Genomic DNA, 23,369 nt, shown 5'->3' with positions numbered 1-23,369 from the left:
ATACCGTTCTCGGGGGGACAACCGGCTATCCGTTGTCTTCCAGGAATGTTCTCCATCTTGGAAACTACAACAGGATTTCAACCATCCCAACGGCTGCCACTGCACTCAAAAAATCCAGGATAAAGGACCAGCCTGCAGAATCCGCCACTTTTTCATTGCTCCTCCCCGGGGGTTCTGGTACAGAGCTGTTTAAAATAAAATTCCCGGCTTGTAGCGATCAGACCCAGCACAGACGCCTTTTCCCCCAGTCTTGACGGGATAACCGGCACAGGGATGGCGGCATGATTATCAACAATCTCCTGTATCCTTGGGATCAGCCGTTCCTCAAAGGCCAGATAATCGCCGCCGATGATCACTATTTCGCAGTCAATGGCGGATAGAAGATTGCAGACTGCACAACCCAGCTCCGTGCTGATTAAATCCACCAGTTCCATGACCTGAGGATCCTTCTCCTGAAACCGTGTGATCATTTCCGGGAAGGTGACGGATTCTCCATGGGGGTCAGCCTTAAGCTTTTTTAACACAGAGTCGATGCAGATTCTGTTTTCCAGGGAGGTGTTTTTTGAAGTAAGGCTTTCCGGGGTGATGGAAAAACCGATTTCACCTGCCGCCAGATGCTTTCCTTCGTGCAGTCTGCCATTTAACAGGATTCCTGCGCCCACACCCTGGCCGCAGCTTATAAACGCGAGATGGCTGCAGCCTTGGCCTTTGCCGCAGCACCATTCCCCAAGGGCGGAAGCGTTGGCGCTGTTCTTAATCAGCACAGGAACAGGAAAAGCCTCTAATAGCCGTTCCTCCATTTGTCCTACATTAAAATCCCCGTATTTGGAACTGACAATATAATTTTTGTCACTGTCATTTAAGATACCGGGAGCAGACACGGCAATCGCCGCCAGGTCCTGGTGGGTAATGCACTGGGATGCCATCAGCATGGATACCGCATTGATGCACATGGTGATCCAGGAATTTAAGTCGGCAGTAGGCGTCTGCTGGATGGTAAACTGGTTGATAATGGCGCCTCTTAAATCGCTTAAACAGAAATAAGAGTGCTGGTATTGAAAATCCATTACAATGATATATTTGAAATTATCACAGAAACGCAGAAGAGTCGGTTTCCTTCCGCCGCCGCTGGAACATGCCCCTTCACCGATCTCTTTTATAATACCGATTTGCAGAAGGGCTGCCACATTGTCGGCCATGGAAGGTTTGCTCATGTCCAGCATGCGGGCCAACTGGGCCTTGGAAGTATCTCCTTTCTGGAAGATGGCGTCTAAAATGGCCCTTTGATTGATTGTGCGGACATGGCTGAGATTTACTGTTTTTTTCATAAGCGCTCCTATTTATCAGATACTTTTTTCAACTGAAACACCGGTTTTTTCCCCGGGATCAGCGAAAAGCCGTCGGTATAGCCTTCCTCCCGGCCCTTCAGGACTTCTATGAGACGGCCCCGCAGGCAGGCGATCCGATCCTTGCAGCCGGGATCATGGATCAGGTCATGAAGTTCCCTGGGATCCTGATCCAGCCGGAAATAATGCTCCTGGCCGGTCTGGCTGTACCAGATATACTTGTCTGTGGGAGTGACGATAAAGTGGTTGGATATTTCTCCGCCGCTGTGCTCGCCATGTAAGTATTCCCTGTCAAAGCCGGATTCCCCGAACAATGAGGGGAAGAAGCTTTGTCCATCGGCCTCATCCGGAACCGGAAGCTTTATGGAATCCAGGATGGTGGGCATAATATCCCTGATTTCCACCAAGTCCCGGCAGACGGGAACCTGGGACTTGCCCGGAAACAGGTTCTTTCCCACACGAACGATCATGGGGATCCGGATGCTGCCCTGGTAAGGCTGCACTTTCCGGAACAGACCGTGATCAAACAGCAGTTCTCCATGGTCGGAAAGGAAAATCAGGATGCTGTCCTCCAAAAGCTCCTCTCTGTAAAGGGCCTGCAAAAGCCGTCCGATCTGGTGATCCATATGGGTAATGCAGGCGTAGTAGCCGATCATGGCATCCTGCTTAAGCTTATCATTCTTTGTTCCGTAGGGAGAGTCATAAAGCCCTTCATAATCCTTTGCTTTATGGGAAAAGTCCTCCCAGGTCCCCATGGCCGGAGGCATCAGCTCCCGGTTACGGTAGATGTCAAAATATTCCGAGGGAGCGTCTAATGGGGGGTGGGGCCTTACAAAGGAGGTCATGAGGAAAAAGGGCAGGTCAGGATCCCGCTTTTCCAGGAAGCGGATGCTCTCTGTAACCGTCCAGTTGGTGGGATGGGACATGCTGTCGTATACCCAGGGCGCAGCAATAAAGGAATTGCATTCCAGCCCGGTGTCGTTAACGTCCGCGGCATTCCCGTACCGGTCCTTCAGCCATCTTAAATAGCTGTCGCTGTAAACCTGGTTCTGCCTGGTGGGAAGGCTGGGCCTGCGGTAAAAGCCGATATATCCGTCATGAAGGGCCAGGTTGTGGAAGCCGCAGCGGCGAAGGGGCGGATGAACGTGGAGCTTTCCCACCGCTTCTGTGTGGTAGCCATGCCGGGAAAGAACCTGGGGAAGCATATGGGGATAATCCCAGTCAATTCCGTCCTGATAGCCCACCCGGCCGTGGCGTTCCTGGCTCATGCCGGTAAACAGGGCGGCCCTTGAGGGGATGCAGCTTGGACAGGAAGCATAGGCATTGGGGAAATAAGTGCCCTCTGCTGCCAGAGAATCCAGATACGGCGTCTGAACATCCGGGTGTCCTGCAATTCCCATACAATCCCCGCGCATCTGGTCGCACATGATTAGAACAATATTCGGCTGTTTCATAAGCTCCTCCTGAAATAGAAATTTTATTTAGTAAATCCCATAGCAAAGAAAGTAAGGAATAGTTACCAAATTGATAAAAATATTATACGTCATTATAAAGGGAAAGTAAATGTATTTTAAGATTTTGACAATTAAGTGGTAAAAAAATACGAATAAAATCAATAAATAGAATATAAAAGATACAAAACACACAAAAAAGTTTAAAAACCCTATTGACTTGATAAGGAAAACTTGCTAAGATGATGCCATCTACATAAAACCCATGGACCTATTATTAAAAAAGGAGGAGAATCAATCATGAAAAAAAGAATCGGAATTCTCGCATTATCTTTAGGGCTTGTCTGTTCACTTTTGGCCGGCTGCGGTAAGAGCGAACCGGCACCTGCCAAAACAGCCGGGGAGGCAACCACGGCTGCAGCAGGGGAAACGGCCAAGAAAGAGGAAACCAAAGCAGGAGGCGACCAGGTTACCTTGGAGCTATACCTGCAGAAAACAAATGTAGTGGATGTTTTTAAGGAATTGATCACCCGTTTTGAAGCTCAGAACCCTGGAATCAAGATTGAACTGACAAGCGTTCCGGATCCGGAGACAGCGCTGGTTACGAGAATTGCTTCTAATGATTACCCGGATATTGTGACCATCTGGCCGGCGGAAAAGTTTTACCGGGACTTAATGAGAGACGGAGCCCTGATGGATATTTCCGATCAGGCGTTCTTAAACGACGTTGCAGATGAAACCAGGGAGATTGCCAAGTATGACGGCAAAGACTATGCGCTTTCCATGACCATGAGCGCCTACGGCCTTATTGTTAATAACAAGCTGTTCAAGGACAACGGCATTGAGAAGCCCCAGACCTGGGATGAGCTGATCGCCGCAGCCGAAGCATTTCAGGCAAAAGGAATCCAGCCTTTCGCATTTTATGACAAATCCACAGAGCAGTTGGGCCAGATGGCAGAGAGGCTCATCGGCGTGATCAACAACGACATTACCTCCCAATTTAAGAAGGTGGGAAAGAAGGAAACAACCTGGGAAAATGAGAAGGAGATGAAGGAACTGGCAGACGCCATGCTTCAGCTTCGCCAATACGGCCAGAAGGATACTCTGGGCGCAGGCTATGAGGACGCCTTCAACGATATCGCCACAGAAAAGGCAGCTATGATTTTTTACGGAAGCTGGGGAATCCAGACAATCCTTAACTTAAATCCTGATCTGGATGTTGAGATGATAGCCATCCCAAATCCCACCGGAGGGGCCAGCAAGATTCCTGCCAGCATTGATACGGCGCTGTCCATCACAGAGAACTGCAAGAACAAGGAAGCAGCCCTTAAGTTCCTGGAATTCATGGGCTCCAGTGAGACTGCCCAGTATTATGCCGACACCGAGAAGAATCCATCCGTTATCAAGACCGTAGATTACAAGCGTCCGCAGCTTCAGACCATGAGTGAGAAGCTGAAAGCAGGGGATATGTTCTTCAGTCCGTCCGTATACTGGCCGGCAGGCTTCCGCAAAAGCTGGGAAGCTCCCCTGCAGCAGATGATCCTTTCCAAGGATGTGAATGGGTTCTTAAAAGACAGTGATTCCATCAGCATTGAATATTTTGTAAATGAACAATAAGCAACCGTAATCTGTATTGGTACCGGTATGTGTTATATGATGCGGCTGCCGTTTCCGGTAATTCCTATAAACGGCAGCCGCACTCTGATAGAGGGAGACAGAAAATGAACAGCCAAAACAGAAGGATGACGTTTTATAAAAAACAGTCCATTATTTTGAGCCTATTTGCAATTCCCCAGGCAATTGTCTATGTAATTTTTTTTATTGCCCCGATTATTGGTGGAATCATTTACAGCTTCACCGATTATAACGGAATCAACAAAAAGCTGAACTTTGTGGGGCTTGAGAACTACCGGGCAGTATTCAGCAATTCCCGGTTCTTGAAAACCGTAATGTTCAATGTGAAATACAGCGCGTTCCTGGTTATCTTCGTCGTGTCATTGAGCCTGATCCTTGCAATCATCTTAAACGGCAGCCTGCGGGGAAAAACCGTGTTCCGTTCTGTATTCTTTTTTCCGGCGGTGCTTCCGCTGCTTACCATGGGACTGGTGTTCAACAGCATCATTACCAAGGGTTTGCCGCAGCTTGGCGCAAGCCTGGGCCTTGAAAGCTGGGAGATAAGCCTTTTGTCAAAGCCGGATACAGCCATGTACGCCATTTTGTTCGTAGCCATATGGCAGGGACTTGCGATTCCCACAGTACTGTTTCTGGCAGGGCTTCAGACCGTTCCCAGGGAGTTGGAGGAGTCTGCAAGCCTGGACGGCGCTACGGCCTGGAAGAAATTCCGCTTTATCACCCTGCCGTTTCTCATTCCCACCATTACCATGGTGTTTGTGCTGACGTTAAAGCAGGGGCTGATGGTATTTGATCTGATCATGTCCATGACCCAGGGCGGCCCGGCAGGCTCCACCGAGAGCATGGCCATGCTGATCTATAACCACGGTTTTGTAGAGCGCCGTCTCAGCGTTGCTATGGCCGAGGCCCTGATCCTGGCAGTGATCGTCTGCACCGTTTCATTTATCCAGATCGTCTGGTCCAACAGAAAACGCATCTACTAGGAGGGCATGGCATGAACCAACGTAAAATACTAAATGCAGTGAAATACGGGCTCCTGGTGTCCGGTTCGGTCCTCATCCTCCTTCCGCTGCTTCTGGTGATAATGACTGCTTTTAAGTCAAATCTTCAGATTGCGGAAAGCTGGTTTTCCCTTCCGGTCCCGCTGTACCTGGATAATTTTAAAACCCTGTTTGCCAAGAACGAGCTGAAGTACGCGTTCTTAAACTCTGTTGTGATCGCAGGTGTTTTCCTGTTTGTCAGCACCGTGACTCTGCCGCTGACAGCCTACGGCGTATCCCGGACAATGGCCAATAACCGTTTTCTCCGGCTTTTCTATTACTTTTTGATTATCGGTCTCTTTGTTCCCTTCCAGGCGAAAATGATTCCCTTAATCATGATCGCCAGCAAGCTGGGAATGATGAACGTGCCGGGCATCATTGTGCTGTACATTGCCGGTTCCACCTGTGAGGGTGTATTCCTGTGCGCCGGTTATCTCCAGTCTATCCCGCCGGACATGGAGGAAGCCGCCTATATAGACGGAGCGGGCTTCTTCGGAACCTACAGCAAGGTGATTCTGCCCCTTATGAAGCCGATTCTTGCCACGGTGGCAATTCAGAATGCCCTGTGGGTATGGAATGATTTCCAGCTTCCTCTGCTGGTGCTTAACAAGTCGTCCAGGTTTTGGACGCTGATCCTTTATGTGTATAACTTTAAAACTGCATATCAGACGGATTTCGGTTTGATTTTTGCGTCATTCCTGATCTCCATGCTGCCAATCATGATATTCTATGTTCTGATGCAGAAGCAGATTATCGGAGGCTTGACGGCAGGAGCTGTGAAGGGATAAGAAGGAGTTGTGATGAAAAAAAAGAAGTTGATTTTGGTATCCTTTGATGCCTTATCCTGTACGGATTTAGAATATGTAAAAACCCTGCCTCATTTTTCCAGGATGATGAAAGAGGGATCCTACTGCACCCATGTGCATTCTGTATACCCCTCCCTTACCTTTCCCAGCCATGCCAGCATTGCCACGGGCTGCCGCCCTTCCTCCCACGGAATTGTGAACAATTATGTGCTGGAGCCCTTTGCGCAGCTTCATAAATGGAATTTTTACGCCTCAAGCTTAAAGCGCAGAGCCATATGGGACTATGCAGCAGACAACGGGAAACGGGTGATGAATATGTCCTGGCCGGTCAGCGCCGGAGGGAAGATGACCTACTCCATGCCGGAAATGTCTCCGGTCAAGCCCAAAGTCTGGAATATGGACAGCTTTATGGGCCAGATGAAGGTGCTGTGCAAGTACGGAACGCCCTGTTTTGCCATCAGGACGCTTTTGTCAGACAGGGCACTTCCCAAGGCCTGGTTTCTGGGAAAACAGCCAAATCTGGATTTATCCATGATGGACCGGTTCCTGGACGCAGTAAACCGGTATGAGTTTGACATTGCACTGCTTCACATCTATGGCCTGGACGATGTTAAGCACACGGACGGGATCTATTCCAGGAAATGCCAGTATTATTTAAAGCAGTACGACAAATTTGCCGGGCAGCTCATGGACTATGTAACGGGGAGGAACGGGGAGGATGTGACCCTTCTGTTTACAGGTGACCATTCCCAAAAACAGGTGTCCTATGCCATCCACGGCAATATGGTACTGGAACGTCTGGGCTATTGCACCTATGAAAAGGAAAGGCTTACCGGCTACAGGGCTTACTTGGACTCCGGTGACGGAATGGCCTATATCTACATAAAAGGCGGAGACAAGGAGCCGGTGATCGCCAGGTTAAAGGAGGCATTTGCCTTAAACCGGGGCGTAAGCCAGGTAATGGAGAAAAAGGATTTTGAGAATTTAGGCTGCGATAAAGAGGCGGATCTGGTCCTTGAGGCAAGGGATGGTTATTACTTTGAGTCCGGATATGAGGCGGCAGCCGATGAAGAGGGGATCGTGGACAGCCATTACAAGGGGGTTCATGGATATCTTCCCCATGGAGCCGATTACCAGACCATGATGTTTGCCTGGGGGGAGGATGTGGCGCCCGTCCAGGTGGAAACAATGGGAATTATCGATATTCTTCCCTCGGTTTGTCATTGGCTGGGCATGAAAATTGATCCGGTAGACGGAACCGCCAGGAAGGAGATGTGGAAGGAAGGGACGGGAGGAGATTTCTAATGAAGATCCGGTATTTAGGTACAGGAGCCGCAGAAGGGATCCCTGCTGTTTTCTGCCAATGTGAAACCTGCAGGAGAGCGTCAGAGCAGAAAGGGAAGGACATTCGCACCAGAACCAGCGCCCTTGTCAATGATAAGCTTCTCCTGGATATTTCTCCTGACCTGTATTTCCACAAACTCCGTTATGATCTGGATTTGTGGAAGGTAAAAGGGGTCTGCGTCACGCACTCCCATAGCGACCATTTTGACGGCGCCGAACTGACACGCCGCAGCAGTGCCAATTACTGCCATATCCAGGGCGAGAAGCCTTTGTGTGTTTATGGCAATTCCAAGGTCTGCCGCCTGGGCGGCCAAAGCTTTCAGGAGGAATTTGGAAAAGAAAAGGATCCCTCCGTGGTGTTTCTGCCTGCCCGGCCATTTGAGGAAATCAGGATAGAGGAACTTTCGGTCACTCCCATTCCGGCAAACCATGATCCGGCGGAAATGTGCTTGATCTATCTGGTGGAGGAGGGAGAAACCAGGATCCTTTATGCCAATGACACCGGCCTTCTGGGGCAGGAAGCCTATGATTTCCTGAAAGGAAAAAAACTCTCCCTTGTCAGTCTGGACTGCACCTTCGGGGCTAACGGCTGTCATGGCAGTTCTCACATGGGAATAGAAGAAAATCTTGTTGTTGTAAAACGTTTGAAGGAAGAAGGCTGCCTGACTCCCTCCACCATGATCATTGCAACCCATTTTTCCCACAACTGCAGGATGAACCATCAGGAGCTGGAACAAAAGCTGGGTGAGACGGGGATCCAGGCGGCCTGGGACGGGCTGATGTTTCAATGGCAGTAACCACAGACATTGATCCAATATGGCGGAAAGGAGGGGGACAATGGAAAGCGGAGAGATATTTGAAAGCATAAATCTGGTATCTGTGCTGACCCGTCTGACCCTTGCGGTGATCCTGGGAGGGATTCTGGGATTTGAACGGGGAAGAAAACGCAGGCCCGCAGGCCTGCGCACCTATATGATCGTCTGTCTGGCCTCGGCGCTGGTAATGATAACAGGAGAATTCCTGACGGAGCGGTACCAGGCAGGTGATCCTGCACGCCTTGGGGTACAGGTGATCAGCGGGATCAAAGGGGTGAAATATCTGGAAGAGCTGGAGTACATGTAAGGCGGAAAATCCAGGTCCGGTTTAGTCAGAGATCTTGGGTGGAATGGATAAAGGAATATTCCTGAGATAAAATGTAAATATTGTAGAACATGAAAGAAAGCACCTTTTTGGGAAAAGATAAGGATTTTTTATTTTCCTGACTCAAAGAGGCGCTTATTTTATTGAAAAAGAAAATATCTCTAAACTACTTGATTTCTAAAGTAAATGAACACAATCCTGTAAAAGAATTTGATTTTTAAGATTACTTGTAATATAATTAATATTTAGCTTAGAAATATCTGGAATAGAAAAAGGAGACCAGGGACCGATGAAGAAGATTCTTGATTTGATTACGGCAGAGATGAAGGCAGCGTTTGCGGACTGCGGATACGATGAGGCCTATGCAAAGGTGACCTTATCCAACCGCCCGGATCTTTGTGAATACCAGTGCAACGGAGCCATGGCAGCAGCCAAGGTTTATAAAAAGAAACCTTTTGATATTGCATCGGAAGTAGTGGCAAAGCTTACGGCCAGCCAAGTATTTGCCGCAGTGGATGCGGTGATGCCGGGATTTATCAATTTAAAGCTTAACTCAGATTATCTGGCAGAATATATGAACGGCATGGCTGAGGAAGAACAGTGCGGCTGTAAGAGAACAGAAAATCCCATGACCATCGTGGTGGATTACGGCGGAGCCAATGTGGCAAAGCCTCTCCATGTGGGCCATCTCCGTTCCGCCATTATCGGGGAAAGCATTAAGAGAATGGGCCGTTTTCTGGGGCATCATGTGATTGGAGATGTCCATTTGGGTGACTGGGGTCTTCAGATGGGACTGATCATTGAGGAGCTTAAGGACAGAAAACCGGAGTTGCCTTATTTTGACGAATCCCATGAAGGGGAGTATCCAAAGGAAGCGCCCTTTACCATCAGTGAGCTAGAGGAGATCTATCCGGCGGCCAGTGCAAAAGCCAAGTCCCATGAGGAATTCAGCACAAGAGCCCATGATGCCACGTTAAAGCTGCAAAACGGTTTCAGGCCTTACCGTGCCATTTGGCAGCATATTATAGAAGTATCTGTAGCTGATTTAAAGAAAAATTATGGGAACCTCAATGTTTCCTTTGATTTATGGAAAGGGGAAAGCGATGCGGAACCCTATATTACCGGCCTGATTAAGGAGCTGGAGGACAAGGGCCTTGCCTATGAAAGCCAGGGAGCCCTTGTAGTGGATATTGTAGAAGAAGGAGATCCAAAAGAGCTTCCTCCCTGCATCGTAAGAAAATCCGACGGTGCGGCCCTTTATTCCACTTCTGATCTTGGAACCATTATTGAAAGGGAAAAGGAGATAAAACCTGACTGGTATATCTATATTACAGATAAACGCCAGGAACTCCATTTCATCCAAGTGTTCCGTGTGGCGAAAAAGGCCGGTTTTGTGCCACAGGATAAAAAGATGTCCCATCTTTGTTTCGGCACAATGAACGGAAAAGACGGAAAGCCCTTTAAGACAAGGGATGGCGGAGTCATGCGCCTGGAGACCCTTATATCTGACATCAGCCAGGCAGCTTATGAAAAGATCATGGAGAACCGTACTGTTTCCGAAAAAGAAGCGGAGGAAACATCAAAGATCGTGGGAATGGCAGCCTTAAAGTATGGGGATTTATCCAATCAGGCGTCCAAGGACTATGTATTTGACATGGACCGTTTCGTATCCTTTGAGGGAAATACCGGTCCTTATATTCTTTATACCATCGTAAGGATCAAGTCCATCCTGGCAAAATACCAGGACCTTGAGAATAAATACCAGGGGGAAGAGAAGATTCTTTCCGCTGCAACAGAGGCAGAGAAAGATTTGATGCTTCAGCTTTCCAGATACAATGAAATTATGGAAACAGGCTTTACCGAGCTTGCGCCCCATAAAATATGCCAGTATATTTATGAACTTGCCAATGCATTTAACCGCTTTTATCATGATACCAAGATCATCTCCGAAGAGGATAAAAAGCGGCAGGCATCCTGGGTCCGCCTGATCAGGCTTACCAAGGATGTATTAAATGCATGCATTGGCGTATTGGGTATTGAGGCGCCGGAACGAATGTAAATGGTGAACGGATGTGAGGAACTATGAAAGTATTACACTTGACGGTAAATACCTTCTGGAAAGGCGAGTCAGGCGTCAGGGCCCTGGTGGAAGACCAGGGAAAGGAATATAAGGCAAGTCTGCATGTCAAGGGTAGTCAGGTTTTTGACTACTCTTGTTCCTGTGCCCAGGGAAATTCTTACCGGGGCATGTGCCTCCACTGCAACGCTTTGTTTGAGGTTTATAAAGAGCAGGAATCAAACACCGGAAGGCCGGTGGCCACTACCCAGCAGGCAAGAGCCATGATCCGTGAATATACCAACCGGGAGGTGTCCCGCATCATGAGTGAGGGAGAAGAGGAGCAGGTAAAGCTTTCTGTATCCCTTCTGGTCAGCCGCAGGGAAGTGAAGCTGGAGTTTAAGCTGGGAAGGGACCGGCTTTATATGGTGAAGGATCTGGCCGCCTTTGCCAATGCGGTGGAAAACGGCACCTATGTTGAGTACGGCAAAAATCTGGCATTCCATCACAGCCCATCTGCCTTTGTAAAGGACAGCAGGCCTCTTCTGGAGTTTGTTCAGGAGATCGTAAATGGGTACTGTGAGCATTATGAGCAGTTCCAGAAAAGTTCTTTTTCTACAAAGCCTGTTCTGCGGTTTTTAAATCTAAGCCGTGCAAACAGGGACCGTTTTTTTGGAATCATGATGGGGGAGACCCTGGAGCTTGAGGATTACAAGGGGCAGAAGAGGCAGCTTGAGGTGGCAGACCGCAATCCTGATCTGACGGTGGTGATAAAGCGCCAGGGAAGGGATGGGGTATTGGTGTCCATTGATAAAGAGCTTCTTACCTTTGAAGGAGAACACCGCTTATACCTTGCAGATACGAAATACTTATACTGCTGCGACCAGTCCTGCAGCGAGGCCCTTTCCGTGTTTCTTAAACAGATGATGGAAGGGTTTAAAGCCTCCTATGAAACGGAAATCAATAATAAGGATATGCCTCTTTTTTATGAGAGGGTTTTAAAAAGGATCGCAGCCTACTGCACCATTGATGCCAGGGAGGTGGATCTGGAAGCATATAAGCCGGAGGAACTGAAGGCCCGGTTTGATTTTGATTCTGACGGGTCCAACGGTCTGATTTTAAAGCCGACCCTTTCCTACGGAGACTATTCCTTCCAGCCGGTGGAGGATGAACGCCTGCCCCGTACCGTGTGCCGGGATGTACCGGGAGAGTTCCGCATCAGCCGCCTTATAACCAGGTATTTTAAATACAAGGAGTATGAATCAGAATATCCTGCTATCCGGGATGATGAGGAAGCGGTATACCGGTTGCTGAGCTCAGGGATCAGTGAGTTCATGGCATTGGGAGAGGTGTATTTTTCTGAATCCTTTAAAAAATTAAAGATCCTGCCTCCTCCCAAGATATCCATCGGAGTCAGGAGTACAGGGAACTGGCTGGAGCTGAAAGTGGATACCGACGGTCTGTCAGGAGAGGATCTGACCAGGCTTTTGGAGGTGTACAGCCAGAAAAAAAGGTATTACCGTTTAAAAAACGGAGAATTTATAAGTCTTGACGACAACGGACTATTAACGGTTGCAAAGCTGGTGGAGGGTTTGTCCGCGGACCCGGATGCGCTGAATCAGACGTTCCGCCTGCCCAAATACAGGGCGCTGTATCTGGACAGCATTCTGAAAGAGGGAAATGGCATAACCCTTTACAGGGACCAGCTTTATAAAGCCGTGGTCAGGGGAATGAAGTCCGTGGAGGACAGTGATTTTGAGATTCCCAAGCCCCTCCGGCATGTGCTGAGAGGGTATCAAAAGACGGGATACCGCTGGCTTAAGACCCTGGACAGTTATGGTTTTGGGGGGATCCTTGCCGATGATATGGGCCTTGGAAAGACCATTCAGGTCATTGCCCTGCTCCTTGACGAAGCAGGGAAAAAGGAACACACCACCTCCCTCATCGTCTGCCCTGCATCTCTGGTATACAACTGGGAGAACGAGTTCCACATCTTTGCCCCTTCTTTAAAGGTGGTGACAGTAACCGGCCTTGCCTGGGAACGGGAAGAGCTGATCAACCATGGGGCGGAAGAAGATGTGCTGATCACCTCCTATGATTTGTTAAAACGGGACATTGATCTTTACAAGGACAGATCCTTCCGGTTTCAGATCATTGACGAGGCCCAGTACATTAAAAATGCGTCCACTCAAAGCGCCAGGGCGGTAAAGGACATTGATGCAGAGAACCGGTTTGCATTGACCGGGACCCCTATTGAAAACCGTCTGTCGGAGCTGTGGAGCATTTTCGATTTCCTCATGCCGGGATTTCTGTTCACCTACCGGAAATTTAAAAAGGAGTATGAACTGCCCATTGTCCGGGACCAGGAACAAACGGTTCTGGGAAGCCTTCACCGTCTGATCGGTCCCTTCCTCTTAAGGCGGCTTAAGAAGGATGTGTTAAAGGAACTGCCGGATAAGCTGGAAACCATTGTCTACTCCGCCTTTGACCAGGAACAAAAGGAACTGTATGCGGCAAATGCATTCCGCTTAAAGCAGGAGCTGCAGCATCTGGAGGACAGAAGGGGAAGGGATAACATCCAGATCCTTGCGGCCCTTACCAGGCTCCGGCAGATCTGCTGCGATCCTCATTTATGCTATGAGAATTACAAGGGAGAATCGGCAAAGCTGGAAACCTGCATGGACTTAATTCGGAACGGGGTGGAAGGCGGACATAAGATCCTGCTCTTTTCCCAGTTTACTTCCATGCTGGAGATCATTGAACAAAGGATAAAAAAAGAGGCTTTTCCCTACTACATGCTGACAGGGGCAACTCCCAAAGAAGAGCGGCTCCATATGGTGAATTCCTTTAAAGATGATGAAATTCCCCTGTTTCTCATTTCCCTGAAGGCCGGGGGCACAGGTCTTAACCTGACGGCGGCGGATGTTGTCATACACTTTGATCCATGGTGGAACGTAGCGGCTCAGAACCAGGCAACGGACCGGGCCCACCGGATCGGCCAGGAAAAGCAGGTAAGCGTATTCAAGCTGATCACAAAGGGCACCATTGAGGAAAATATTTTAAAGCTTCAGGAATCCAAGAAGGATCTGGCGGAACAGATTATAACGGAAGGAACCGTATCCTTAAGTAATCTGACCAAAGAGGATCTGCTGGGGCTTTTGGATATTTAGAGAAACTTATTTCCCTGCTGTAAAAGAGACAGCAAAAAAGAAACATCTTCAATAAGTGATTTGAATGAAAGGATGGATGAGTGATGAAAGTGTTAATGTTAAATGGAAGCCCTCATGAGAGAGGCTGTACCAACCGCGCCCTCCTTGAGGTGGAAAGGGCTTTGAATGAGGAAGGCATTGAGACAGAAATTCTTCACGTAGGGAGCCAGTCTGTCCATGGCTGTATTGCCTGTCAGAAGTGTTCAGAAACAGGAAGGTGCGTATTTACTTATGATATGGTTAATCAGGTGCTGGAGAAAATGGAAACAGCGGCAGGGCTTGTGATCGGTTCCCCTGTTTACTATGCTTCTCCCAACGGCACCGTGCTTTCTTTCCTGGACCGTTTGTTTTATGCGGGAAGAAACTTTGCCTATAAGCCGGGAGCAGCCGTTGTTTCCGCCCGGAGAGCAGGAACCACCACTTCTCTTGATGTTTTAAACAAATATTTTACCATTGCCCAGATGCCGGTGGTTTCCTCCTCTTACTGGAACATGGTTCACGGATTTACGCCTCAGGAGGTGGAACAGGATTTGGAGGGACTTCACACCATGAAAACTCTCGGAAAAAATATGGCATGGCTGTTAAAATGTCTGGAGGTGGGAAAGGCCGCAGGAATCTGCCTTCCTGCCAGGGAAGAAATTCCCAGAACTAATTTTATCCGGTAAAAGATATAAAAATCCCCTTTACTTTTTCTTTGTGTAGTGTATAATTAGAAAAGCACTAGATGTAGTGTAAATAAAACAAAAGACACAAAATATAGAAGAGGTTAAGGTGACAGGAATGATTAAGGTTCAAAAGCGGGACGGCAGGATTGTAGAGTATGACAGAGAAAAGATCGTTATGGCCATTCGGAAGGCGAATTCGGAAGTTGAAGCCTGTGAGCAGGCCGGAGAAGAAATGATCGATGGGATACTGGATTATGTGGAGAGCCGCGGGGAGGATGTGGTCAGCGTTGAGACCATCCAGGACATGATTGAGAGCGGTCTTGTGAATAAGAATAAGTATACCCTTTCCAAGAAGTATATCATATACCGTTACCAGAGGGCACTTCTCAGGAAAGCGAATACAACGGACGAGTCCATTCTAAAGCTGATCAAGAACGAGAACAAGGAATTGGCTGAGGAAAATTCCAATAAGAATACCATTCTGGCTTCCACCCAGAGGGATTACATCGCAGGAGAGGTGTCCAGGGATTTGACGAAACGGATGCTCCTTCCTGAGCGGATTTCCCTTGCCCATGAGCAGGGATCCATTCATTTCCACGATGCAGACTATTTCGTACAGCCGATTTTCAACTGCTGTCTGATCAATATCGGTGATATGCTGGATAACGGCACCGTAATGAACGAGAAAATGATCGAAAGCCCAAAAAGCTTTCAGGTGGCGTGTACCGTCATGACCCAGATCATCGCGGCTGTTGCCAGCAACCAGTACGGCGGCCAGTCTGTGGATATCCGGCATTTGGGAAAATACTTAAGAAAAAGCAACAATAAATTCCATAACCAGATCCTTGAAGAGTTCGGAAATACGGTTACTGATGAAATGGTGGAGAAGATGGCGGCCGTTCGTCTGAGGGATGAACTGAAATCCGGCGTCCAGACCATTCAGTACCAGATCAATACCTTAATGACTACCAACGGGCAGGCACCTTTTGTCACCCTGTTTTTATACCTTGATGAAAACGATGAATACATCAGGGAAAATGCCATGATCGTGGAGGAGGTCCTCCGCCAGAGACTTGAAGGGATCAAGAACGAAGCGGGCGCTTATGTTACTCCCGCATTTCCAAAGCTGATCTATGTCTTAGATGAGAATAACTGCTTAAAGGGCGGAAAATATGATTATATAACCAAACTGGCTGTGAAATGCTCCTCAAAGCGCATGTATCCGGACTACATTTCTGCCAGGAAGATGAGGGAGAACTACGAGGGAAATGTGTTCAGTTGTATGGGATGCAGAAGCTTCCTGTCTACCTGGAAGGATGAAAACGGCAATTACAAGTTTGAGGGAAGGTTCAATCAGGGGGTGGTAAGCATTAATCTGCCTCAGATCGGAATTCTGGCAAAGGGAGATGAAGATACATTCTGGAAGCTTTTGGATGAGCGTCTGGATTTGTCCTATGAAGCCCTGATGTGCAGACATAAGTCTCTGGAAGGGATCGTTTCCGATGTAAGCCCGATTCACTGGCAGTATGGGGCCATTGCAAGGCTTAAAAAAGGAGAGAAGATCGATCCCCTGCTCCGGGATGGTTATTCCACCATTTCTCTGGGATACATCGGCGTTTATGAGATGACAAAGCTCATGAAGGGCGTCAGCCATACGGCTCCGGAGGGAGAGGAGTTCGCCCTTCGCGTCATGAACCGCATGAAAAAAGCTGTGGACCAGTGGAAAAACCAGACCGGCCTTGGCTTTGGCTTATACGGGACACCGGCGGAATCTCTTTGCTACCGGTTTGCAAAAATCGACCGGGAACGTTTTGGGATCATACCGGATGTGACGGATAAGGGATATTATACCAACTCCTATCACGTAGATGTACGGGAATCCATTGATACATTCAGCAAATTCAACTTTGAAAGCAAGTTCCAGAAGATTTCCTCAGGCGGGGCCATTTCCTATGTGGAAGTTCCAAATATGCAGCACAATCTGGAGGCAATGGAGGAAGTGGTAAAGTTCATTTATGATAACATCCAGTATGCGGAGTTTAACACAAAATCAGACTATTGCCAGGAATGCGGCTTTGACGGCGAGATCATCATCAACGACGACATGGAATGGGAGTGCCCTCAGTGCCACAACAAAGATAAGAAACGGATGAATGTGACCAGAAGGACCTGCGGTTACCTGGGAGAGAATTTCTGGAACACCGGAAAGACAAAGGAAATCAAATCCAGAGTCCTTCATCTGTAGGAGGCTGTACCATGAATTATGCGACCATAAAGCCTACGGATGTAGCCAATGGCCCTGGGGTCAGGGTATCTCTGTTTGTCAGCGGGTGCACCCACCGATGCAGGGAATGCTTTAATTGGGAGGCCTGGGATTTTCATTACGGCCGGGAATATGGGCCGGAAGCCTTGTCAAAGATACTGGAATATTTAGACCATACCTACATTGCCGGTTTAAGCCTTCTGGGCGGAGAACCCATGGACCCGGCAAATCAGAAGGGGATCCTGCCTCTGGTGGAGAAGGTAAAGGAACGGTTTCCGGAAAAGACCATCTGGTGCTACACCGGCTATGATTTTGAACGGGACATCCTGGGAAACATGGCCGAAACACTGACTGAAACAAGGCGGATTCTGGCCTGCCTGGATGTTCTGGTAGACGGCAGGTTTGAAGTGGAGAAAAAGGATTTAAAGCTGAGGTTCAGAGGGTCATCCAACCAGCGGATCATTAAAGTACAGGAATCCCTGGCAGCAGGGAAGATCGTGCTGTGGGAATAAGGGAACAGGGCATTTTGCCGCCTGCCGTAAGGCGGGCAGCAAAATGCCCTGTTTTTTCGTATAGGAAAGAAGACAGGCCCAATGCTTCTTACCGTTTAAAACCGGCCACTTACCCATAAACCCTGTAAATGCTGATCCAGATGTGATATGATGAACTGGCAGTCAGGAGGAAACAGTATGAAGGTCAATATCAGAACAATCGGCCATGAGACGGAAGAATTTGCGGACCTGCACATTCAAAAGCAGGATGATGCCGTGGACCGTCTTGTGGAATATCTGGAACAGGATTTGTTCCGGTCAATCACGCTCTTGTGCCAGAGGGGAGAAAAAATCTGCCGGGTCTCAAGCTTTGAAATTTATTTTATTGAAACGGTGAAAGAAAAACAGATGGTCCATACGGGACAGGAAACCTATGAGCTGAATAAGAGGCTTTATGAGCTGGAACGGCTTCTTCCGTCGAATTTCATCCGGATATCCAAGTCTGTGATCCTTAACATAGATAAGGTAGGAACCTACACTCCCATGCTCAATGGGCTTATGAAGGTTTCTATGTTAAATTCTGAGGTAACCTATATTTCCCGGAAATATTTAAAAGAGGTAAGGGACAGGATTTTGGAGGTAAAGCATTATGATTAAAAATGAGGAAAAAAGAGAAGCTTTTTGGGAAATTCTGCTTTCTGGAGTTGATTTGGGAATAATTTTGTTTGCCGGCGCTCTCATGGGGCTTTGGCTTTTATGTGGCCGGCAGAGTCTGGATATCCTCATGGATCGCCTGGGCCTGACGTTCCTTATTTATCTTGGGGCAGGCTGCCTGCTTCAGTTCTTTAAGCGGCTGCCTGAAATGGATTTAAGCTGGCTTCGGGGCATGGCTTTTATGTACTGGTATTATATTTTCCTGTTCATTCTATTAATCCTTGCCGGATTTCTTCCGGATTATCTAAGATACATGATCTTATCGGATGCTATGGTGCTTTTCGGAAGATGGGCGCTGAATTATCTATACACAAAGCGCACTGCCAACCAACTGAATATGGCTAAGGGAGGGCATACCCTGGTCATTGACTTAAATGACAGGCCCGGCACAAAGGAAGAATTTTTCTCTGTTCTGGAAGATTACTGCATTAAAAATCATCTGTGCCTGGAATATATTGAACGGAATATTCCGGCTGTGGTTAAGCTTGACGGAGTCCTTCATGAAGTAAAGTTAAGGAGTTTTTATACTTATGGGGGAGCTGTATATACCATGGACATTTCAAAGCTTTAATTAGCCATGGCCGGGAATTATCCGGAAGATGTGTGTGTTCACAAACCTGGGAACCTGTGGTAGAATAGATGTAAACATACAGGACAGGAGCGGAACATGACTGAGAATCCAAGCAAAAGCGAAAAAACAAAATACCGTCTGGCTGATTCCATAAAGGATTGCATGAATACAAAGCCCGTGGATAAGATTACGGTCCAGAACATTGTGGACGGATGCGACATGACCAGACAAACCTTTTACCGCAATTTTAAGGATAAATACGATCTGATCAACTGGTATTTTGACAAGCTGGTGATGGAATCTTTTGCCCAGATCGGAGTGGAAAAAACCGTGGGGCAAAGCCTGAAGAAAAAGTACGAATTTATCAAAAAAGAAAAGATATTTTTTACGGAGGCGTTCCGTTCCGATGATTATAATTCTTTAAAAGAACATGATTTTGAACTGTTCATGGGTTTTTACACGGAGCTTATTACCCGGAAGAGACAGGAGCCGCTTTCCGAGGAAATCCAGTTTCTTCTTGAGCTGTATTGCAGAGGCTCTGTTTATATGACGGTGAAATGGGTGCTTTCTGGGATGAAGCAGACTCCGGGTGAGATGGCAGCAAGCCTGACGGAAGCCATGCCGCCCAGGCTTGCTGCGGTATTTTCAGAAGCCGGCTTAATCTAGGGTATGGTGGATGTGCACATGATAAAAGTTACAGTTTATGGTTTTTGTAAAATTTGTTACAAAAACTACAAACTGTAACTTTATTTTTTTCTCCTTAGTTGTTAATATTGTAACATAAGAAACATGTCCATCATTAAGGAGAAGGAGAGGTTGTCATGGCAAACAGAATCGTATTAAATGAAACATCATACCACGGCTCCGGTGCGGTTTGGGAGATTCCAGGGGAGGTAAAAAGGAGAGGATTTCAGAAGGCATTTGTTGCTTCTGATCCTGATTTGATTAAATTTAACGTGACCTCAAAGATCACAAAGATCCTGGAAGAAAACGGGATGGATTACCAGGTTTATTCGGATATCAAACCCAACCCCACCATAGAAAATGTCCAGACAGGGGTAGAGGCATTTAAAACGTCAGGGGCAGATTACATCATAGCGGTTGGCGGCGGCTCTTCCATGGATACCGCAAAAGCCATCGGCATCATCATCGCAAATCCGGAATTTGAAGATGTGAGAAGCCTGGAAGGAGTGGCTCCCACCAAGAAGCCAAGCATACCTATCATTGCTGTTCCTACTACCGCAGGTACGGCAGCGGAAGTTACCATTAACTACGTGATCACTGATGTGGAAAAGAAGCGGAAATTCGTCTGTGTGGATCCTCATGATATTCCCGTGGTTGCCATTGTGGATCCGGACATGATGTCCAGCATGCCAAAGGGTCTGACTGCCGCCACAGGCATGGATGCACTGACCCATGCCATTGAAGGCTATATCACAAAGGGTGCCAATCCCATCACAGATATGTTCAATTTAAAGGCTGTAGAATTAATAGGCAAAAGCTTAAGAGGAGCAGTGGAGAATACCGCTGAAGGCCGGGAAGGCATGGCATTGGGCCAGTATATTACAGGAATGGGATTTTCAAACTGCGGCCTTGGTATCGTGCATTCCATGGCTCATGCACTTGGTGCTGTTTATGACACGCCTCATGGGATCGCAAACGCCATTCTGCTTCCTGCCATCATGGAGTTTAATGCCGAAACAACAGGCGAAAAGTACCGTGACATAGCCAAGGCAATGGGCGTGGAAGGAACTGAGGCCATGGCGGCGGAAGAATACCGCAAAGCGGCGGTGGATGCGGTCAAAAAGCTGTCTTCTGACATCGGGATACCGGCCGATTTAACACAGATAGCAAAAGAAGAGGATGTGCAGTTCCTGGCAGAATCCGCGGCAGCAGATGCCTGTGCACCGGGAAATCCCAGGGAAGCCAGCCTGGAAGATATCATCAAACTATACCAGTCACTCATGTAAAAAAACGTTCCATAGGAAGGGGCCTCAAAGATTTATGATCTTTGAGACGCCTTCCTATTTTGCATGGATTAAAACTTAATGGATTTTGCAGTCAGGAAGTTTATGGGAAAAACCGGATGCAAAAATACCAGGAAGGTGATATGCTTAATAGGTAAGGCCAAAAGAATTCCTGCATCTAAGGCCGAGGCTCATAGGCCAAAATAATGAGAATCAGAAGAAGGGCAGCAAAGTAATGGCAGATACAAAGAATGATTTTTCAAAAGGAAATGTAGTGGAAAACATATTGAAACTGGCAGTTCCCATGACTTTGGCCCAGCTCATCAATGTGCTTTATAACATCGTAGACAGAATTTACATAGGTAGAATCCAGGAAAACGCAACCCTGGCCTTAACAGGACTTGGCCTGTGCCTTCCCATCATTTCCGTGGTCATTGCCTTTGCCAACTTGTTCGGCATGGGCGGTGCGCCTTTGTGCTCCATTGAGAGAGGGAGGGGAAATGAAAAAGAGGCGGAAGTGATCATGGGAAATTCCTTTGTCCTTCTGGTGGCCTTTGGCCTGGGGCTTACTGTTTTAGGCCTGGCCTTTAAAAAGCCCATGCTGTATTTGTTTGGCGCCAGCGACTTGACCTATCCTTATGCGGATCAGTACATCAGCATTTATCTGTTAGGCAATGTTTTTGTCATGATCGGCCTTGGAATGAACAGCTTTATCAATTCTCAGGGATTTGGGACCATGGGGATGGTAACAGTTCTTTTAGGGGCAATTGCCAATATTATTTTAGACCCCATATTTATTTTTGTTCTGGATATGGGCGTAAGGGGAGCGGCTCTTGCAACCATATTGTCGCAGTTTCTTTCTGCTCTCTGGATCGTTAAATTCCTGACAGGAAAGAAAACCATTTTAAGGCTTAAGACCTCTGGTTTTCGTTTGAGGAAGCACAGGGTAAAAGATATTATTGCCCTGGGAATGTCAGGCTTTACCATGTCCATTACCAACAGTCTGGTGCAGATTATGTATAATGCCTCCCTGCAGCATTATGGCGGCGATCTGTATGTGGGAGTTATGACCGTTATCAATTCGGTCCGGGAGGTGATTTCCATGCCTGTAAGCGGTATTACCAATGGTGCCCAGCCGGTCATGGGCTATAATTACGGGGCAGGGAAATATGGCCGGGTAAAGCGGGCAATTATTTTTACCTCGATAGTTTCCATCGCATATACCACAGTCATGTGGGGGCTGGTTCACGGCTTTCCGGAGTTTTTTATCCGGATTTTCAATCAGGAAGAGGAACTGTTGAAGGCAGGTGTTCCTGCCATGCGGATCTATTACTTCGGCTTTTTTTTCATGTCCCTGCAGTTTGCCGGACAGTCTGTGTTTGTGGCTTTGGGAAAAGCAAAGAAGGCTGTGTTTTTTTCCATTTTCCGCAAGGTTGTGATCGTGATTCCCCTGATTCTCATCCTTCCCGGCGTGATGGGAAACGGGACGGCCGGAGTTTTTATGGCGGAGCCTGTTTCCAATCTCGTGGGAGGCGGAGCCTGCTTTTTGACCATGCTGGTTACTCTATGGCCGGAGCTTAGTGAAGAAAGAAAAAAATAAAAGGAGAAACCTATGAAGACCATAACCAGGGATTATATTACAAATACACTTTCAAAGGAGGATCCGCCCTGTGACAGGATCAGGGCAGGAGAGGTCGTGGCCTTTGAGACCTATGACTGTTTCACAAACCAGTTTCTTCCCCAGGAGGCGACCTTTGAAAATGTGGTAAGGAAGCCGGGAAATCCTGCAACAGGGCCTCTCTATATTGAAGGGGCCATGCCTGGAGACATGCTTAAGATTGATATTCTGGATATTGAAATGGGCCCGGTGGGAATTGTCATGCTTGGGCCTGGCAGCGGAAGCGAAAAGGAGGAATTTCCCCGCAAGGTATTAAGGCGGGTGCCTGTAAAGGGTGGATATGCCTATTTCAATGAAAAGGTCAAAATTCCCATAAAGCCTATGATCGGCGTCATCGGCGTGGCTCCGGCAGGAGAGGGAGTTTCCACCATCACTCCCATGGACCATGGCGGAAATATGGACTGCACCCAGATAAAAAAAGGAGCATCTCTGTATCTGCCTGTATTTGTGGAAGGAGCTCTTTTGTCTATGGGAGATTTTCACGCCATTATGGGAGACGGCGAGGTGGAGGACTGCGGCCTGGAAATAGAAGGACGGGCTATCGTCCGGGTAAGCGTTGTGAGAAATAAAAACTGTGTTCCCTATCCCATGATCGAGACAGAGGATAAGCTTATTACCATCGCATCTAAGGAACAGGTGGAGGAAGCCTGGCGGGCGGCATCCAGACAGATGTATGATTTCATGAAGGAGAAGGTGGGGATGGATTATGAAGAGGCCGGTATGCTCCTTACCATGACCGGGGATCTTGCCATCTGTCAGACAGTAAATCCCATGAAAACGGTGAGAATGGAATTGCCTCGTCATATAACTCAAAGTTATGGTTTTGATTCCATTTCGGTAGAGTAAAAAAGGCTGAAATTTCTTGACAGCCAGCGTATTTTGGAAGATAATGATAGACAAATTATAAAAACTGACAGATATGCCGGTAAGGGGAACGCCCTCCGGGTATCCCTTTACACCCGGTATACCCGATGGTGTGGGGTGCGCTGAGGCGGG

The 23,369-nt window shown here is 47.7% G+C and carries 19 protein-coding genes; 17 read left to right on the top strand and 2 right to left on the bottom strand.

The window, feature by feature from the left end:
• Positions 1–152: 152 nt before the first annotated feature.
• Together ACYVD3_RS15940 and ACYVD3_RS15935 are read right to left on the bottom strand one after the other, a co-directional pair.
• Positions 153–1,328 (bottom strand): ROK family transcriptional regulator, encoded by a 1,176-nt coding sequence (locus ACYVD3_RS15940; protein ID WP_460643466.1) that lies wholly within the window; start codon positions 1,326–1,328, stop codon positions 153–155.
• Positions 1,329–1,336: 8 nt separating this feature from the next.
• The gene (locus tag ACYVD3_RS15935) at positions 1,337–2,800 is read right to left on the bottom strand and encodes an arylsulfatase (protein WP_460643465.1); all 1,464 of its coding nucleotides are present in this window, start codon (positions 2,798–2,800) and stop codon (positions 1,337–1,339) included.
• A 297-nt stretch (positions 2,801–3,097) separates the two neighbouring features.
• Between ACYVD3_RS15935 and ACYVD3_RS15930 the strand changes: the two genes are divergently transcribed.
• From ACYVD3_RS15930 to ACYVD3_RS15850, 17 genes are all read left to right on the top strand, one after another.
• Positions 3,098–4,414 (top strand): ABC transporter substrate-binding protein, encoded by a 1,317-nt coding sequence (locus ACYVD3_RS15930; protein WP_460643464.1) that lies wholly within the window; start codon positions 3,098–3,100, stop codon positions 4,412–4,414.
• A 104-nt stretch (positions 4,415–4,518) separates the two neighbouring features.
• The gene (locus ACYVD3_RS15925) at positions 4,519–5,412 is read left to right on the top strand and encodes a carbohydrate ABC transporter permease (RefSeq protein ID WP_460643463.1); all 894 of its coding nucleotides are present in this window, start codon (positions 4,519–4,521) and stop codon (positions 5,410–5,412) included.
• Between the two features lie 11 nt (positions 5,413–5,423).
• Positions 5,424–6,257 carry a carbohydrate ABC transporter permease gene (locus ACYVD3_RS15920; RefSeq protein ID WP_460643462.1) on the top strand — a complete coding sequence of 278 codons (834 nt, stop codon included), beginning with the start codon at positions 5,424–5,426 and terminating at the stop codon, positions 6,255–6,257.
• 12 nt (positions 6,258–6,269) lie between these two features.
• Positions 6,270–7,580: an alkaline phosphatase family protein gene (locus ACYVD3_RS15915; RefSeq protein ID WP_460643461.1), complete on the top strand. Its 1,311-nt coding sequence runs from the start codon at positions 6,270–6,272 to the stop codon at positions 7,578–7,580.
• Positions 7,580–8,416 (top strand): MBL fold metallo-hydrolase, encoded by an 837-nt coding sequence (locus ACYVD3_RS15910; protein WP_460643460.1) that lies wholly within the window; start codon positions 7,580–7,582, stop codon positions 8,414–8,416. The genes ACYVD3_RS15915 and ACYVD3_RS15910 overlap by 1 nt, the downstream gene beginning before the upstream one ends.
• A gap of 40 nt (positions 8,417–8,456) precedes the next feature.
• Complete coding sequence (locus ACYVD3_RS15905) at positions 8,457–8,741, top strand: MgtC/SapB family protein (protein ID WP_460643459.1); 285 nt, start codon at positions 8,457–8,459, stop codon at positions 8,739–8,741.
• Between the two features lie 307 nt (positions 8,742–9,048).
• Positions 9,049–10,818 carry an arginine--tRNA ligase gene (gene argS / locus ACYVD3_RS15900; protein ID WP_460643458.1) on the top strand — a complete coding sequence of 590 codons (1,770 nt, stop codon included), beginning with the start codon at positions 9,049–9,051 and terminating at the stop codon, positions 10,816–10,818.
• Positions 10,819–10,841: 23 nt separating this feature from the next.
• Complete coding sequence (locus ACYVD3_RS15895) at positions 10,842–13,985, top strand: DEAD/DEAH box helicase (RefSeq protein WP_460643457.1); 3,144 nt, start codon at positions 10,842–10,844, stop codon at positions 13,983–13,985.
• Between the two features lie 83 nt (positions 13,986–14,068).
• Positions 14,069–14,689, top strand: a complete 621-nt coding sequence (locus tag ACYVD3_RS15890) for a flavodoxin family protein (RefSeq protein WP_460643456.1) — start codon at positions 14,069–14,071, stop codon at positions 14,687–14,689.
• A 115-nt stretch (positions 14,690–14,804) separates the two neighbouring features.
• Positions 14,805–16,934 carry an anaerobic ribonucleoside-triphosphate reductase gene (nrdD, locus tag ACYVD3_RS15885; RefSeq protein WP_460643455.1) on the top strand — a complete coding sequence of 710 codons (2,130 nt, stop codon included), beginning with the start codon at positions 14,805–14,807 and terminating at the stop codon, positions 16,932–16,934.
• An 11-nt stretch (positions 16,935–16,945) separates the two neighbouring features.
• On the top strand, positions 16,946–17,464 hold the full coding sequence (gene nrdG, locus ACYVD3_RS15880) for an anaerobic ribonucleoside-triphosphate reductase activating protein (RefSeq protein ID WP_460643454.1): 519 nt from the start codon (positions 16,946–16,948) through the stop codon (positions 17,462–17,464).
• A gap of 177 nt (positions 17,465–17,641) precedes the next feature.
• Complete coding sequence (locus ACYVD3_RS15875) at positions 17,642–18,100, top strand: LytTR family DNA-binding domain-containing protein (protein WP_460643453.1); 459 nt, start codon at positions 17,642–17,644, stop codon at positions 18,098–18,100.
• A complete protein-coding gene (locus ACYVD3_RS15870) occupies positions 18,093–18,728 on the top strand; it encodes a DUF4318 domain-containing protein (protein WP_460643452.1) in 636 nt (211 codons plus the stop codon). The genes ACYVD3_RS15875 and ACYVD3_RS15870 overlap by 8 nt, the downstream gene beginning before the upstream one ends.
• Before the next feature lie 96 nt (positions 18,729–18,824).
• Positions 18,825–19,394, top strand: coding sequence for a TetR/AcrR family transcriptional regulator C-terminal domain-containing protein (locus ACYVD3_RS15865; protein ID WP_460643451.1), 570 nt, complete (start codon positions 18,825–18,827; stop codon positions 19,392–19,394).
• A 155-nt stretch (positions 19,395–19,549) separates the two neighbouring features.
• Positions 19,550–20,698 (top strand): lactaldehyde reductase, encoded by a 1,149-nt coding sequence (gene fucO, locus ACYVD3_RS15860; protein ID WP_460643450.1) that lies wholly within the window; start codon positions 19,550–19,552, stop codon positions 20,696–20,698.
• A 232-nt stretch (positions 20,699–20,930) separates the two neighbouring features.
• The gene (locus ACYVD3_RS15855) at positions 20,931–22,295 is read left to right on the top strand and encodes an MATE family efflux transporter (protein ID WP_460643449.1); all 1,365 of its coding nucleotides are present in this window, start codon (positions 20,931–20,933) and stop codon (positions 22,293–22,295) included.
• Between the two features lie 12 nt (positions 22,296–22,307).
• Positions 22,308–23,219, top strand: coding sequence for an acetamidase/formamidase family protein (locus ACYVD3_RS15850; RefSeq protein ID WP_460643448.1), 912 nt, complete (start codon positions 22,308–22,310; stop codon positions 23,217–23,219).
• Positions 23,220–23,369 lie beyond the last annotated feature (150 nt).

It is taken from the genome of Lacrimispora brassicae, assembly GCF_054772055.1.
The sequence above is the reverse complement of the archived record's forward strand: the minus strand, read 5'-3'. Positions and strand labels throughout refer to the sequence as shown.